The organism is Candidatus Omnitrophota bacterium (assembly GCA_040755155.1).
GTDB lineage: Bacteria > Hinthialibacterota > Hinthialibacteria > Hinthialibacterales > Hinthialibacteraceae > JBFMBP01.
Window position 1 is genome coordinate 1 of the sequence record JBFMBP010000120.1, and the last position, 14,456, is coordinate 14,456.

The window sequence follows — 14,456 nt, forward strand, 5'->3', positions numbered from 1 at the left end:
AGTTCATATCGACGATTGGAAGCGAAACCGTCTGATTCAAGCCGGCGCCGATCTGATTATTCCTCATTACGGCGAATGCGAGACGCTGATGGCTTATTTGTTCGATGAAAAGTAATATCGATTTTCTATCGCTTGATTTTTATGCGCCGCGTTAAAATTTTGATGTAACAGTTTACCGATTGAAGAGAAATCCTTATTTTTAAGCCCTGAAAGGGCGAAATAATACATTTGCATTTCTTCTTTTCATACGACTAAATAGTTACATTTTGATTAGGATTTGTTGTCTATACTAACTCGATCCAATAGCCGTCTTAGAATCGTGCGAGGAACCCAAAATAAAAACATACCGTTTTCAAGCGATAATCGAACTGGATGAAGATGGATATTATGTGGCGGACGTTCCATCCTTGAAGGGATGCTACACTCAAGGAAAAACATTTGAAGAAGCCTTGGAAAATATTCGAGAAGTCATCGCCTTATGCGTTGAAGAATTGCGGGAAGAAGGAAAAGAAATCGAACCGGATTATTCCGAAGTAATCGGCATAAAGACGCTGGAAATCGCCGTATAAGATTCTCATAGAATGGGAACATATTGGATACGTGAAATGAACTTGGAAAACGTGAAGAAAATTCTCGATGGATTCGGCGGACATACCGTCGTCGTCGTGGGCGATTTCTTTTTGGATCAATATCTTTTTATCGATCCGGCGTTGAATGAAATTTCCATCGAGACGGGGAAGATCGCCTACCAAATCGTCGGTAAGCGTCCTCAGCCCGGGGCGGCGGGGACGGTTTGCAACAATCTCCATGCGTTAGGAATCGGAAAACTGATCGCCTTAACCGTTATTGGAGACGACGGCGAAGGCTACGAACTGCGGCAAGCGCTGGCGCAGCGCCATATCGACATTGATAACGTTCTCGTATCCAAGGAGCGGTTTACGCCGACGTATACCAAGCCGATGCTGAAAACCGCGGAGGGCGAAGAGGAAATGAACCGGCAGGATTGCAAAAACCGGGAACCGCTTTCCCCATCATTAGAGCGGGAGATTCAAAAAAGGCTGGAAGCCCTCGCGCCGCAGGCGAATGCGGTGATCGTCGCGGATCAAGTGCAGGAACGCAATTGCGGGATCGTAACGGATTCTCTGCGCGAGTTTATCGCCGATCTGGCGCCGCGGTTTCCCGAAACGATTTTTTTCGCCGATTCGCGGGAACGCATCGGCGAATTCAGGAATATCGTCATCAAACCAAACCGTTTTGAGGCCATCCAGGCGGTAGAAGCGAGCCGGAAAGACAATTTTTCCACTCCTAAAGCTATTCAATCCGCACTGACTCTGGCGCAGCGCTCGGGAAAGCCGGTTTTTCTAACGTTGGATAAGGAAGGAATTTGCCCGGTTTACGAAACGGCTCCGGCGCCGATCCCCTGTCCGCCGGTTACGGGACCGATCGATATCGTGGGCGCGGGCGACAGCGTAACGGCGGCCATCGTCTCTTCGCTGGCTTCCAAAGCGAGCTTGGAGCAAGCCGCCGTCATCGGCAACCTCGCGGCCTCCATCACCATCCGCCAGTTGGGAACGACGGGAACGGCCTCGCCCGCCCAAGTGCTGGAGGCTTGGAATGCGAACGAAGAACTTTATAAGGACATATAATGCCGAATCCCAGCTTGGGGGAGAAAAAGTATTCAATTGCCAGAAGAATCCTATATCATCCCTAAAGAAGGATTGAAGCGCTCCCCCGCCTCCCTGCTAAAATCCCATCGCCGGACCGCCCGGCTTGTAATTGGGATTGGGCGCCGACATGCGCGCATTGACCTCTTTTCGCCAGGCTTGCAGTTGTTCGAGCAACTCGGCGGCTTTTTGCGGCTGGGTCTGCGACAGATTGTTCTTCTCGCTCAAATCTTCGCGCAGATTATACAACTCCAAGCGTTCGTCTTCGAAATACTCGATCAGCTTCCAATCGCCTTCGCGGATGGAACCGGCGGGCGTCGTCGTGGGGTAGTAATGGGGATAATGCCAATAAAGCCTTTCGCGGTTCAAGGACGTCTTGGGATCTTTTAATAAAGGTACCAGGCTGACGCCATCTACGCCGCTCGCCGAGACGCCGTTCATTTCCAAAATCGTCGAGAAGAAATCGATGGAACAGACCGGTTCATGGCAGACGCTTCCCGCCGCCGCAACGCCGGGCCAGCGAATGAATAGCGGTTCCCGTACGCCGCCTTCGTATAAAGAGCCTTTTCCTGATCGCAGCGGCGCGTTGCTGGTTACGGCTTTCCCGCGATTTTCGTTGATATAGCCGCCATTATCGGAAAAGAAAAAGACGACGGTATTATCGGACAAACCCAGTTCGTCAATCTTAGCTAAAATACGCCCCACATTTTCATCCAGGCTTTGAACCATCGCTGCGTAATCCGGATTTTGGTGATGGAATTCCGGCTTGAGTTTCTTGGCGAAACGCGCGGCGTAATCCGGCTTGCCCTCAATGGGCGTATGAACGGAATGATAAGCCAGGTTGAGATAAAACGGCCCGTCTTTCATGAATTCCAACGCGCGCAGCGCTTCGTCCGTCAGGCGATCGGTCAAGTATTCTCCCGCATGGCCGAACTCCAAATGCGGCACGTAGCGAATTTCTTTACCCTGCGCTCGTTCTCCGCGATAGGGATAAAAATACGTGGCGGGCGCGCCCCAAATCGTCCCGCCGATATTGATGTCGAATCCTTGCGCTTCCGGGTAATGCTCGGCGCCGCCCAGATGCCATTTTCCGATATGCGCCGTTTGATAGCCCATGTTTTTCAGCGCTTCAGCGATGGTGGTCTCTTCCAACGGCAGGTTTTGCTCGGCGATGGGGGGAATATGCTTATAGATCGCAGGCGGTTTGGCGGCGTTTTCGCGCCACGTTGTCATATTCAAGCGGGCAGGATATTTCCCCGTCAAGATCGACGCCCGCGTCGGCGAGCAAACGGGGCTGGCGGCGTAAGCGTCAGTAAATCGCATTCCCTGTTGCGCCAATCGGTCGAGGTTGGGCGTCTCATGCAAATCCGCGCCGTAACAGCCTAGATCGCTCCAACCCAAATCGTCGGCAAGAATAAATACAAAATTTATTTTTTTAGAATAAGAGGATTCATCAATGCACCCATAACTCGGAACGGCCAATGACGCGGCGCTAAATCCTGCTAACTGTAGAAAATTTCTCCGGTTGTATTCTATCAATTTCGTTTCTCCGATATTGAGATGACGATCGGACTTCAACATCTGTGCGGCTCTCATCTCGCTCCATCCACTTTTGTTTCTAGTTTTTAAGGATAAAGTAATTAAGCGGAGAGTAAAAGATAGACCCATTCCATTCTATTTGAAAAGCAAAATGAAAAAAACCAAACGCGGTTTCACCTTGATCGAGCTCCTCATCGTCGTCGCCATTATCGGCGTGTTGGCGGCCATCGCCGTCCCCAATTTCATCAATGCGCAGTTGCGCGCCAAACTGGCTCGCGTCAAGGCCGATTTCCGCGCCATCAGCTCCTCCATGTCGATGTATCAATTGGACAATAATGCTTATATGCCCGACGGGCAGGGTCCTTGCGATGACGTCATCTCTTACATGAAGCTTACGACTCCCGTCTCTTATATCAGTTCGGTCGATGTTTTCCGGGATTACTTCACCAACGAAACCGCCACGGGCGCCGTCGGCGCCGGCTGCGTCCGCAACTACTACGACTACGGCATGGTTCCTTATATCACCAAATCGGGCTTGGGCTACGTTGTCGTCAGTTTCGGTCCCGACCGCGATCTCGACATGGGATGGAACGAAACGTCCATGGATATCCTCAAGAACGACAGTTTCGCCCGTTCCTCGTTTCTCTTCAGCCCCTCCAACGGATTGGTTTCGTCGGGCGACATCATCCTGACGGAAAAGCGCATTCATAGCGACTAAGCGCCTCGACGCTCCTAAACGCCCCAAAACCGGTTTTTTTCTTAGATATTATAGAAAAGTAGCGGTTTTTCTTGTTGAAAGGGAAAACGCCGCGAATTAACGCGCCCGCCGTTGCGAATTCCATTTTGACAATCTATCTTCGGTTAAGCCGGTTGAATTCGCCGGACAATCCGCCTTGAATATCGCTATCCCCATTTTAACAAGGAGAAACTCGTTGACCGCAGAGAAATCCCGATTCGTGGTTTCTGTTCTGGCTTTCGACCGCATCGGCCTCATCCAAGCTATCACATCCGCCATCGCCGATCGGGGCGGCGATATCGACGGCATGAGCCAGACGGTTATTCGCGGCTATTTTACCGTCATCATCACGGCGAAATTCGACGGCATTTACGAGAAGGAAGAAATCCGCGACGCGATTTTGCAGAATTTCCAGCCCGGCGAAGCCTCCGTCGTCGTCAGAGATTACGAGGAAAATTCCCGCCATCCCATCGGCCAAACCGAGCGCTATATCCTGACCCTCACCGGCAAAGACCGGCCGGGCATCCTTAAAATGGTTTCATCCTATCTGGCCGAGAGCCATATCAATATCGAAGATTATTATTTTACGATTCAAGGCGAGGACGTAACCCATATCGGGGAACTGTCTATCCCCATCAATACCGACATTAAACAGCTGCTCGGCGAGTTGCATACGCTGGTCTCTTCCATCGGACTAGCGCCAGCGCTGCAACATGAAAATCTGTTCCGGGCGGCGAACGACATTTTTTCCATCCGTCAATTGTTCAAAGAGCGATCATGCGAAAAGTAGACGATATTCTCAATACGGTGCGCATGTTGGAAGAAGGCAATCTCGACGTGCGGACGGTGACCATGGGCGTCAACATCGACGGCTGCGCCCATCCCGACGCCGCCAAGGCATCCGTGGCGGTTTATAAAAAGATTCATTCCCTGGCGAAAGAACTGGTTCCACTCTGCGACCGGCTCACCACGAAATACGGCCTGCCCATCGTTAATAAACGGCTGGCGGTCTCGCCGGTCAGCCGCCTATTGGAAGGCCATTCGGAAGCGGACGCCATGCAGATCGCCTATGCGCTGGATCGCGCCGCCGCCGACGTTAAGGTGGATTTGATCGGAGGCTACACCGCGTTGGTTCAGCGCGGCGTAACCGATGGGGAAGCGTTGTTAATCCACTCCTTGCCGGAAGTTCTCAGCCGCACTCAGCGCCTCTGCGCGTCCGTCAACGTCGCCGCTACGGCGGCGGGAATTAATGTAGACGCCATCCGCCTGGTCAGCGCGACGATGTTGAAGATTGCCGAAGCGACGAAGGAAAACAACGGCTTCGGCTGCGCCAAGCTGGTCGTCTTCGCCAACATTCCCGAAAACAATCCCTTCATGGCGGGCGCCTATTTGGGAGCGGGCGAAGCCTCCAGCGTCATCAATGTCGGCGTCAGCGGCCCCGGCGTAGTCAAGCGGGCGGTGGAAACGCTCGTCAAAGAACACCCGGACGTTACCCTCGACGAAATCGCCGAAGTCGTCAAGCATACCGCTTTCCGCGTAACGCGCACGGGCGAATTGATCGGACGCGAAGTCGCCGCCAAACTGGGCGTCAGTTTCGGCGTCGTCGATCTCTCTCTGGCGCCGACGCCGAAGGTGGGCGACAGCGTTGGCGAAATTTACCAGGCGATGGGCATTGCCAAAATCGGCGCTCCCGGCTCCACCGCCGCCGTCGCCATGCTCAACGACGCCGTGAAGAAGGGCGGCATCTTCGCTTCGTCTTCCGTAGGCGGATTGTCCGGCGCCTTTTTGCCTGTTATGGAGGATCACGCCCTTGCTGACGCCGTGAAAGCTGGTTATCTCAACATGGAAAAACTGGAAGCTATGACCGCCGTATGCTCCGTGGGCTTGGATATGATCGCGCTTCCCGGCGATATCGGCGCCGATGCGCTCTGCGGCATTATCATGGATGAAATGGCGATCGGCGTCTTCAACGGGAAAACCACCGCCGTAAGACTCATTCCCGTTCCCGGCAAGAAGGTCGGCGATTACGTCGATTTCGGCGGACTCTTCGGCGCCGCCTGCATTACCAACGTCGCCTGCCCTGACGGCAACCAGGAATTCATCGCGCACGGCGGACATATTCCCGCGCCTATCAACAGTTTGAAGAATTAGCGAATCGGGGAGACTCTTCCCATGATGCGCCGTTTATGTAATTAAATAGAAATGGAATATTAAAAATGAAAATGATAATACTTTTAGACATTTATCAATAAATGTTTCATGCGGAATCATTGACATCGATTTTTCTCTCTAGCAAATTGATGGGTCAAACGACGCGACCCATCCTACGTTCCTGAGTTCGCCTTATCCCACTTTCGTTTTTGCTAAAATATGCGCAATGTCAACTTGTTGTTTACGAGCCATAACGATGAAAGGCAGAACATCGGGATCGGTTACCCATAAAGAATATTCTTCCTTAGTCATTCCTAAAAATTCGTACAATTCTTCTTCTCCGCTTTCATCTTCGCGCCATGCGTCAATATAATCGTCTATTTCATCTAAAAGTGCGCTGCCTTTTAGGCATTTTTCAATGAATGTTTCCGATAAATTGTTAGACATCGATTTTTCTTCCTTTTACAGGATTTTTTAATAGCATACCCGTTTTGGGATCAATGGCTCCAAGATGCTTGCCACGCTGATTAAAGACCTCAATTTCTCCATGAAGACCATCCCAGGTATACAAACGCTTACCGCCATTACTTTGCCAACGTTTTTCTCCATTATAGACGCCAATAAATTCAAACCTATCTAAAAGAGAAGGACTAGGAATGGGAATATAATCAATAGGATGCCTCCTTATTTATGATAACGTCGTCCTATTGATTTTCAACGAATATTTTTTCGCAACAATTTTAAAAAAGGATTAAATCCCCTCACCCTTCCGGCCAAAAGCGTTCGGTAACGATGCGTTCTTCCGTGAAGAAGTTAATAACAGCTTTGCCTTGGGCTTTGATATCGGCGAAGAGAGAGGCTTTGGTTCCGCCGAAGGGCAGGAACGGGGCGGGGGCGGGGATGCCGATGTTGATTCCGATCATGCCGCATTGGGCTTTGAGTTTGAATTCGCGGGCGTAATGGCCGTTTTGGGTGTAGATGGAGGCGCCGTTGCCGTATTGATGATCGTTGATAATTTGAATGGCTTCGGCGAGCGATTCAGCCTTCAAGATGACTACGACAGGGCCGAAAATTTCCTTTGCGTGGATTTCCATGCCCGGCCTCACGTCCGTGAAGACGGTTGGGCCGACGAAGAAACCGTTTTCGCAGCCGGGAACCGTTAGGCCGCGTCCATCCAGCGCCAGCGTCGCGCCTTCCTTCACGCCGGTTTCGATCATCTGGAGGATAAAATGCTTGGCTTTGGCGGAAACGACCGGCCCCATAAGCATGGATTCGTCGATGAATTTGGGATCGAGGGGATTGGCGGCGATGACCTTTTTGGAGGCTTCAACGAATTGTTCGCAGACGGTTTTGTATGTATCGTCGCCCACGGCGACAATGGCCGAAGAAGCCATGCAGCGCTGTCCCGCGCAGCCGTAACAGGAAGTGGTCATGTTGCGGATCACCTCATCGATCTTGGCGTCGGGCATGACGACGAGGTGATTTTTGGCGCTGCCCATCGCCTGAAAGCGCTTGCCGTTCTTGGCGCAGCGTTCGGCGATCTTGCGGCAGACGGCGGTGGAGCCAACCATAGAAACGCCTTTGACCAGGGGGCTGTCCATGAAGGCGTTGGCAACGTCGATATCGCCGTTGACGAGATTGAAGACGCCAGCGGGAAAACCCGCTTTATGGATAAATTCCGCCAGCAGCGACATGGTCATCGGCGCCAGCGGCGAGGGCTTCACGACGAAAGTATTGCCCGCCGCCAGAGCGTAGGGGATAAACCAAAAGGGAACCATCGCGGGGAAATTGAAGGGGGCGATCATGACAAATACGCCGAGAGGCAGACGAAGCACTTCGCCGTCGACGCCAGGGGCGCAGCCGATCATCTTGTCGCCTTGCTGCAGGATAGGCATTCCGCAGGCCGCTTCGCAATTCTCCAGCGTGCGCTTCATTTCGGCGCGGGCGTCGGTCATCGACTTGCCCATTTCCGCCACCAGGACGCGGGCGATGGCTTCCTCGTTCTCGCGGATGGCTTCCGTCAGTTTAAATAGAGGCAGCGTGCGGCGTTGGGCGGGGGTTTCGCTCCACGCGGGATAGGCGGCGGCCGCCGCGGCGATGGCGCGCTCGGTTTCCGGCGCTGTGGAGAGGGGATTTTTCGCCAAGACCTCGCCGGTACTGGGATTGACGATGTCGAGAAGGCCGCTGTTTTCCGCTTCCACCCATTGGCCGCCGATATAATTTTTCAAAACGGTTGCGCTCATGGTAAACTCCCTTCGATATGGAAAAGACGCTCATTTCTGGAAACGATTGACGGACGATTCGATATACTTATCCGCAGGAACGATAAAGGGATTGCAGGCGATTTCCGTCCATCGTATTTTTAGTATAACGTTTATCGCTTACGAAATGGATAGACGGCGAGCGATGAGGAAAAAAATCAAAAGATATACCCTTCCTTGAAGCGTCGGTGGAAGGAATGCAATGAGAAGGAGAATTTAATGAATCAGGAAAAAACGATTGCAGGCTGGAAAGATAAGATTTTATTCACGCCGGGGCCGTTGACCACCAGCCGCAGCGTCAAGCAAGCGATGCTGCGCGATCTCGGCTCGCGGGATTACGAATTCATTAAAACTATTAAAGAGATTCGCAGCCAGATATTGTCGTTAGGCGGCGCCAAGCAGGGAGAGTACGAGGCGATCCTGATGCAAGGCAGCGGGACGTTCGGCTTGGAATCGGTAGTCTCTTCGACGATTCCGCCTAACGGCAAATTGCTAGTGATCGTAAACGGCGCATATGGCCATCGCATCGCCAAAATGGCGTCCGTTTTAAAGATCGAAACGCAGAAGCTGGTTTATCCCGAAAACAGCCATCCCGATCTCGGCGAGATCGAAAAGACGATAAAAGAAGACGCCGCCATCACCCACGCCGCCGTCGTGCATTGCGAAACCACGACCGGCATTATCAATCCCATCCAAGAGATCGGAGCCATCGTGAAGCGGTTGGGACGGGTATATTTCGTCGACGCCATGAGCAGCTTTGGAGCAGTCCCGATCCATCTGGCCGAATGCGGCATCGACTATCTGGTTTCCTCTTCCAACAAGTGCATTGAAGGCGTTCCGGGATTTTCCTTCGTATTGGCCAAGACGGAAACATTGAAAAGTACGGAAGGATGGGCGCGTAGTTTGAGCCTTGATCTGTTGGATCAATGGAAAGGGCTGGAAACCAACGGGCAATTTCGCTTCACGCCGCCGACGCATTCGCTGCTGGCGTTTCGCCAAGCCTTGGCGGAATTGGAGCAAGAAGGCGGAGTGCAGGCGCGGGGCGAACGCTACCGCCGCAATTACCGTGTTCTGGTGGAAGGAATGCGGGCGATGGGATTTCAAGAATATTTGAAGCCGGAAGAGCAAGGGTATATCATTACCTCCTTCCTCTATCCCGATCATCCCAATTTTTCCTTCGAAGAATTTTATAAAAAATTGAACGAAAAAGATCAGGTGATCTATCCCGGCAAAGTGAGCGGTGCGGATTGCTTTCGCATCGGCCATATCGGACGCCTCTTCGAAGCGGACATGCGCACTCTTTTGGGAGCAATCCGGCAAAGCATGGAGGAGATGGGCGTGGTTCTGAAGGCGTAGAAGCAGCGGCGCGCGATTGCGGCGTCTTTTTTCCGTTTTAGCCAAAATTGCCCGCGATATTCGCGCCGCGAAAAAATGGCGGACTTCGCGGGCTTCGCTTTTTGGGGGGAGAAAAATTCCAGACGAATAGTTTTACAACTTCAGAGAGGCTTTTTTGGGGTAGGCGAACAAACGTTTTACGCTCCCGATTTGGACAGCGATCTACAATTCGCCGTTCGTCCTCTTCGGCGGCGTTGCCGGTAAGGAACTCATGAAATGCTAATGGATTTTTAATATATTTTAATGTTTAATAGTAGTGTTGGCGTTTTTCTTCTTGCCGATGCCAGCGAGGGATGCTACCTTGATAGGGGAGGCGATGGCGGACTGTGACTAGAAGCGCATTATCCTACGATCTTTTCTTCAATCGAGAGACCAGTTGGCTGGAATTCAACCGGCGGGTGTTGCATGAAGCGTTGGACGCCTCGAATCCCCTCCTCGAACGCGCCAAATTCATCGCTATTTTCAGCAATAATCTCGACGAGTTTTTCATGAAGCGCGTCGGCGGCTTGAAAAGGCAGATTGAGGGCGGCGTTACGAAAAAAACCATCGACGGCAGGACGCCGAAAGAACAGCTTCAAGCCATCCGCCCTATCGTAATGGAAATGGTTGAATGCCAGCGTAAATGTCTCGTCGACGATATCATACCCGCCTTGCGCAAAGAGGGCGTTTCCATTCTCAACTACTCCGAACTTAGCCGGCACGAAAAAAAGCATGTCGATCATTATTTCCAGAAAGCCGTCTTTCCCATTCTAACGCCGCTAGGGGTCGGTCCGGGCCAGCCTTTTCCTTTCTTAAGCAACCTGTCCGTTTCCCTCGCCGTCCGCGTCCGCAAGCCCAATTCCAAAACGGAATGTTTTGCGCGTCTTAAGGTTCCCCAAAACCGTCCTCGTTGGGTTGCTACGGGGGAACCGAATACTTTCGTTCCTCTCGAGCAATTGATTCAAGCCAATTTGGACAATCTTTTTCCCGGCATGGAGATTCTGGAAAGCCGTTCTTTCCGCGTAACCCGCAACGCCGATATCGAGCGCAACGAGGAAGAAGCGGAAGACCTGCTGGAATTGATCGAAGAAGAACTCCGCTATCGCAAATCCGCTCCCGTCGTGCGGTTGGAGATCGAGCAAACCGCATCGTCCGGCATCCTGGATTGGCTTATGGGCGAACTGGGCCTGGGCGATGACGACGTCTACAAACTGAACGGTCCCTTGAATCTTGTCGATTTGATGAGCCTCGGCTCTCTCGATTTTCCCCAACTGAAAGCGGCGTCCTGGTCTCCCATCACTCCCCGAAAAATCAAGGAACTCGACAAGGACGAGGAAACGCGCAGCCTCTTTCAATTGATGAAGGAAGGAGACATTCTTCTTTACCACCCTTACGAATCTTTTTCTACGAGCGTCGTCCGTTTTCTCCAGGAAGCCGCGACCGATTCCCAGGTCTTGGCGATCAAGCAAACCCTCTACCGAACCGCCGACAATTCCCCTATCATCGCCGCCCTCGTAGAAGCCGCCCAGAACGGCAAACAAGTAGCCGTGTTGGTGGAGATCAAAGCCCGCTTCGACGAAGCGCAGAACATCCAGTGGGTCCGCATGTTGGAAAGCGCGGGCGTCCATGTTACTTACGGCTTTCCCGGCATTAAAACTCACTCGAAAACCCTGCTCGTCGTGCGCGAAGAGCCGGATGGCATCCATCGCTATTTTCACATCGGCACTGGCAACTACCATTCCGGCACCGCCAAGCTCTACACCGATCACGGCATCCTCAGCTGCCGCAAAGACATTGGCGAAGATCTGACGGATATGTTCAATTACCTGACGGGACATTCCCAGCAAATCCGTTATCGCAAAATCCTGCTCGCTCCCGTCAACATGCGCGCTCACTTCGTGCGGTTAATCAAACGGGAGATCGAACACCAAAAGAAAAACGGCAATGGACGCATCATTGCCAAGATGAATTCTCTTGAAGATCTGGAAATCATCAAAATTCTTTACCAAGCCTCCAAAGCGGGCGTCCAGATCGATCTCATCGTCCGGGGTTTTTGCTGCCTGCGTCCCGGCTTGCCTAAAATCAGCGAAACCATCCGCATTAGCAGCATCATCGGACGCTTCCTCGAACATTCCCGCGTCTTTTATTTCTACAACGGCGGCAAAGAGCGAATCTTCATTGGCTCGGCGGATTGGATGAGCCGCAACCTCAGCTACCGCGTCGAAGCGGCCGTCGAAGTAGAGGACGAAAATATCCGCAGCCAATTGAAAGAAATTCTGAACATCCACCTTTCCGACAATTGCAAAGCGTGGGACCTGCAAAGCGAGGGAACCTACGTCCAACGCAAACCCGCCGACGGCGAGCTGCCACGCAACAGCCAATCTATGTTCATGGAACGCGCTTCGCGGCTTAACGAGGGGTGATTTTTGAAAAACTCTTGGGCGTTATGGAACGATTATTTTACGATATCTGCATCCTCAAGACGATTGCAAGCAGATGTTGCGATAGCCTATACGCAGAGAGGAAAAAATGAGAACCACTATCGTCATTGACGATTATCTAATGGAATCCGTCCTCAAAGCATCCGGCTTAAAAACGAAAAAAGAGGCCGTCGAAGCAGGGCTTAAGTTATTGCTTCAAATGAAAAACCAGTCCAAAATTTAAAAGTTTCGCGGTAAACTTGCGTGGACGGGCAATCTTGAAGAGATACGGTTGGACGATCTCGCGAGAGAAAAATATGTCCACGAGGCGATTGAACACGGGTTGGCTAACAGTAAAGAGAGCAGGACAAAGGATGTGAAAGAGGTTCGCGCAAAATATGGACTGCCAGAATTAGAGTTCATTGGACAGAAGCGTCTCTGACTCATCTTAAGGATATCCATAACTATAGAGCCTCTTGCAAAAACTCTATAATTCCTCCCCCAAGCCTCTGATCTTTACCCACAAGTCGGAGTGCTAGAATAAGGATAACTATCATATGGGTTGAGGAGAAGATGATGAAGAGAAGAAAGAATACCAACGGAATCCCCCAAAAAGCGGCAAGGAGGAGTAAACCGGAGAAGCGATAAAAGAAGTCCAGGAAACGAAGAAGAATTCTTGTGGAAAGAACAGCAAGAATTCAGCCGGTCGAGAAGATGGTGGAGAAGGTATACGGCGCGATTCAATTGGGGGATCCGAGACGAAAGCGCCGTTTACTGCAAGTCGCCATCGAATGCGTGAAACATCCGGGAGCGAGTTTTGGACAAATCTACGGGAAAGGAAAGGAGATCAAAGGGGCGTACCGGTTGATCGAGAACAAACAGGTGAAGAGTTCGGATTTGTTGCAGCCGTTGGAGAGAGCGGGAGGCGAAGCCTGCGCCGGTCGAGAAAAGATTTACGCCGTGCAGGACACGACGGAATTGGATTTCAGCCATCGGGAGGCGATAGCCGGATTGGGGCCAATCCATACCAGCAAGAATCCCGGCCAAGGGATGTTTTTGCACAGCACGCTCGCCGTGGATGAAGAGGGAACGCCGCTGGGCTTTTTGGGACTGCAAACGTGGACGCGCGATGCGGCGGAGATGGGAAAGCGAGAGAAGCGGCGGAAGAGGCCCATCGAAGAGAAAGAGAGCCATAAGTGGCTGGAAGGGATGGAGGGAGCGCAACGAATCTTGGAGAGCCTCCCCCGCGAAGACCGCCCTCCCTATGTCATCCATGTCATGGACCGGGAAGGCGATATCTTCGAAGTGTTCGAGAGCGCCTATCGGTTAGGGTGCGGGGTAGTGGTGCGCGCCGCCTGGGACCGGAACGTGGAGGGGGAAGAGAAGCATTTGTGGGAGGCCATGAAAAGCCGTCCGGCGGGGGGAGAATGGACCCTGCCGATTGCCGCCAAACCCGGGCAGGCGGCGCGAACGGCGCGCGTGGAAATTCGTTGGGGCCGGGTCATCTTGAAACCGCCCCGACCCCGAAGCCAAGGGAAAGCGCCCATCGCCGTCTACGCCGTGTGGGTAATCGAACCGAATCCGCCGAAAGGGGCGACGCCGGTGGAATGGATGCTGCTGACCACGGAACCAGCGGCGCATCTGGAAGAAGCGATGGAGATCGTCGAGATTTATCGGCGCCGATGGAGGGTGGAGGATTTGCACTTGATCCTGAAGAGCGGCTGCCGCATAGAGAAAGGCCAATACAATAGCCGCGAAGCGATCGAAAAGGTGCTGGCGCTGTATCTGCTCAGCGCCCTACGGATTCTGATCCTGCGCTACCTGGCGGAGACGCAGCCAGAGAGTGCGGCGGATCTAGTCCTCAATGAGGTGGAACAAAAATCGTTGCGGATTTACGTTCGCCATCAATTTGGGCAGGAAATCGTGGAAAAGATGACGGTGTACCTTGTTCGGTATTGGATTGGACGAATAGGAGGTCACTTGGGAAGGAAGCGAGACGGTCAGCCCGGGGTTCGAACCCTATGGCGTGGGTGGAGAGATTTTGAATTGATCGTCTCAATGTATATCGCCCTTACTCCCCTCTAAACTTGTGGGTAAAGATCAGCCCAAGCCTGGGGGAGGTTCAGGAGAGGGGGTTGCCTTAAGTCTAACAAAATCAACCCCCCTCTAACTCCCCCCAAGCTTGGGGGGAGAATTGAAAAGAAAATTAAACCATTTTTGCAAGAACCTCAAATGTAATGGTGATATATTCAATCAAATATAGAGGAGACCAGTATGGAATTTTATTTTCAACGTTCTTATCGCGGACCAG

Annotated in this window: 12 protein-coding genes and 1 pseudogene; 9 read left to right on the forward strand and 4 right to left on the reverse strand. The window is 52.2% G+C overall.

Annotation, left to right across the window (positions count from 1 at the left end; genetic code table 11):
* Nucleotides 1-335 precede the first annotated feature (335 nt).
* Both AB1656_17790 and AB1656_17795 read left to right on the forward strand, forming a co-directional pair.
* The gene (locus AB1656_17790; protein MEW6237239.1) at nt 336-569 is read left to right on the forward strand and encodes a type II toxin-antitoxin system HicB family antitoxin; all 234 of its coding nucleotides are present in this window, start codon (nt 336-338) and stop codon (nt 567-569) included.
* Between the two features lie 36 nt (nt 570-605).
* Entirely contained in the window at nt 606-1,646 is a 1,041-nt protein-coding gene (locus AB1656_17795; GenBank protein MEW6237240.1) for a PfkB family carbohydrate kinase, read from the forward strand.
* 96 nt (nt 1,647-1,742) lie between these two features.
* Here AB1656_17795 and AB1656_17800 read toward each other — a convergent pair whose 3' ends face one another.
* Complete coding sequence (locus AB1656_17800; GenBank protein ID MEW6237241.1) at nt 1,743-3,245, reverse strand: sulfatase; 1,503 nt, start codon at nt 3,243-3,245, stop codon at nt 1,743-1,745.
* Nucleotides 3,246-3,354: 109 nt separating this feature from the next.
* Between AB1656_17800 and AB1656_17805 the strand changes: the two genes are divergently transcribed.
* The 3 genes from AB1656_17805 to AB1656_17815 all read left to right on the forward strand — a co-directional run bounded on the left by AB1656_17805 (nt 3,355) and on the right by AB1656_17815 (nt 6,090).
* Nucleotides 3,355-3,921 carry a prepilin-type N-terminal cleavage/methylation domain-containing protein gene (locus AB1656_17805; GenBank protein MEW6237242.1) on the forward strand — a complete coding sequence of 189 codons (567 nt, stop codon included), beginning with the start codon at nt 3,355-3,357 and terminating at the stop codon, nt 3,919-3,921.
* 214 nt (nt 3,922-4,135) lie between these two features.
* On the forward strand, nt 4,136-4,729 hold the full coding sequence (locus tag AB1656_17810; protein MEW6237243.1) for an ACT domain-containing protein: 594 nt from the start codon (nt 4,136-4,138) through the stop codon (nt 4,727-4,729).
* Nucleotides 4,717-6,090, forward strand: coding sequence for a PFL family protein (locus AB1656_17815; protein MEW6237244.1), 1,374 nt, complete (start codon nt 4,717-4,719; stop codon nt 6,088-6,090). Before AB1656_17810 ends, AB1656_17815 begins: the two co-directional genes overlap by 13 nt.
* Before the next feature lie 192 nt (nt 6,091-6,282).
* Here the strand turns inward: AB1656_17815 and AB1656_17820 are convergent, their stop codons facing one another.
* From AB1656_17820 to mmsA, 3 genes are all read right to left on the reverse strand, one after another.
* Nucleotides 6,283-6,537, reverse strand: a complete 255-nt coding sequence (locus AB1656_17820) for a hypothetical protein (protein ID MEW6237245.1) — start codon at nt 6,535-6,537, stop codon at nt 6,283-6,285.
* Complete coding sequence (locus AB1656_17825; GenBank protein ID MEW6237246.1) at nt 6,530-6,778, reverse strand: colicin E3/pyocin S6 family cytotoxin; 249 nt, start codon at nt 6,776-6,778, stop codon at nt 6,530-6,532. Before AB1656_17825 ends, AB1656_17820 begins: the two co-directional genes overlap by 8 nt.
* Before the next feature lie 73 nt (nt 6,779-6,851).
* Nucleotides 6,852-8,333 (reverse strand): CoA-acylating methylmalonate-semialdehyde dehydrogenase, encoded by a 1,482-nt coding sequence (gene mmsA / locus AB1656_17830; protein ID MEW6237247.1) that lies wholly within the window; start codon nt 8,331-8,333, stop codon nt 6,852-6,854.
* A 237-nt stretch (nt 8,334-8,570) separates the two neighbouring features.
* Between mmsA and AB1656_17835 the strand changes: the two genes are divergently transcribed.
* The 4 genes and pseudogenes from AB1656_17835 to AB1656_17850 all read left to right on the forward strand — a co-directional run bounded on the left by AB1656_17835 (nt 8,571) and on the right by AB1656_17850 (nt 14,230).
* Complete coding sequence (locus AB1656_17835; GenBank protein ID MEW6237248.1) at nt 8,571-9,707, forward strand: 2-aminoethylphosphonate--pyruvate transaminase; 1,137 nt, start codon at nt 8,571-8,573, stop codon at nt 9,705-9,707.
* Nucleotides 9,708-10,072: 365 nt separating this feature from the next.
* Entirely contained in the window at nt 10,073-12,148 is a 2,076-nt protein-coding gene (gene ppk1, locus AB1656_17840; GenBank protein ID MEW6237249.1) for a polyphosphate kinase 1, read from the forward strand.
* A gap of 106 nt (nt 12,149-12,254) precedes the next feature.
* A pseudogene (locus AB1656_17845) lies at nt 12,255-12,386 on the forward strand (type II toxin-antitoxin system VapB family antitoxin).
* Nucleotides 12,387-12,823: 437 nt separating this feature from the next.
* Nucleotides 12,824-14,230: an IS4 family transposase gene (locus AB1656_17850; GenBank protein MEW6237250.1), complete on the forward strand. Its 1,407-nt coding sequence runs from the start codon at nt 12,824-12,826 to the stop codon at nt 14,228-14,230.
* The last annotated feature ends 226 nt before the right edge of the window (nt 14,231-14,456 follow it).

Excerpts from the sequence above, each read along its gene's own strand:
- AB1656_17835 (MEW6237248.1), top strand. The coding sequence starts at position 8,571 with ATGAATCAGGAAAAAACGATTGCAGGCTGGAAAGATAAGATTTTATTC.
- AB1656_17800 (MEW6237241.1), bottom strand. The coding sequence starts at position 3,245 with ATGTTGAAGTCCGATCGTCATCTCAATATCGGAGAAACGAAATTGATA.
- AB1656_17815 (MEW6237244.1), top strand. The coding sequence starts at position 4,717 with ATGCGAAAAGTAGACGATATTCTCAATACGGTGCGCATGTTGGAAGAA.
- AB1656_17795 (MEW6237240.1), top strand. The coding sequence starts at position 606 with ATGAACTTGGAAAACGTGAAGAAAATTCTCGATGGATTCGGCGGACAT.
- AB1656_17820 (MEW6237245.1), bottom strand. The coding sequence starts at position 6,537 with ATGTCTAACAATTTATCGGAAACATTCATTGAAAAATGCCTAAAAGGC.
- mmsA (MEW6237247.1), bottom strand. The coding sequence starts at position 8,333 with ATGAGCGCAACCGTTTTGAAAAATTATATCGGCGGCCAATGGGTGGAA.
- AB1656_17805 (MEW6237242.1), top strand. The coding sequence starts at position 3,355 with ATGAAAAAAACCAAACGCGGTTTCACCTTGATCGAGCTCCTCATCGTC.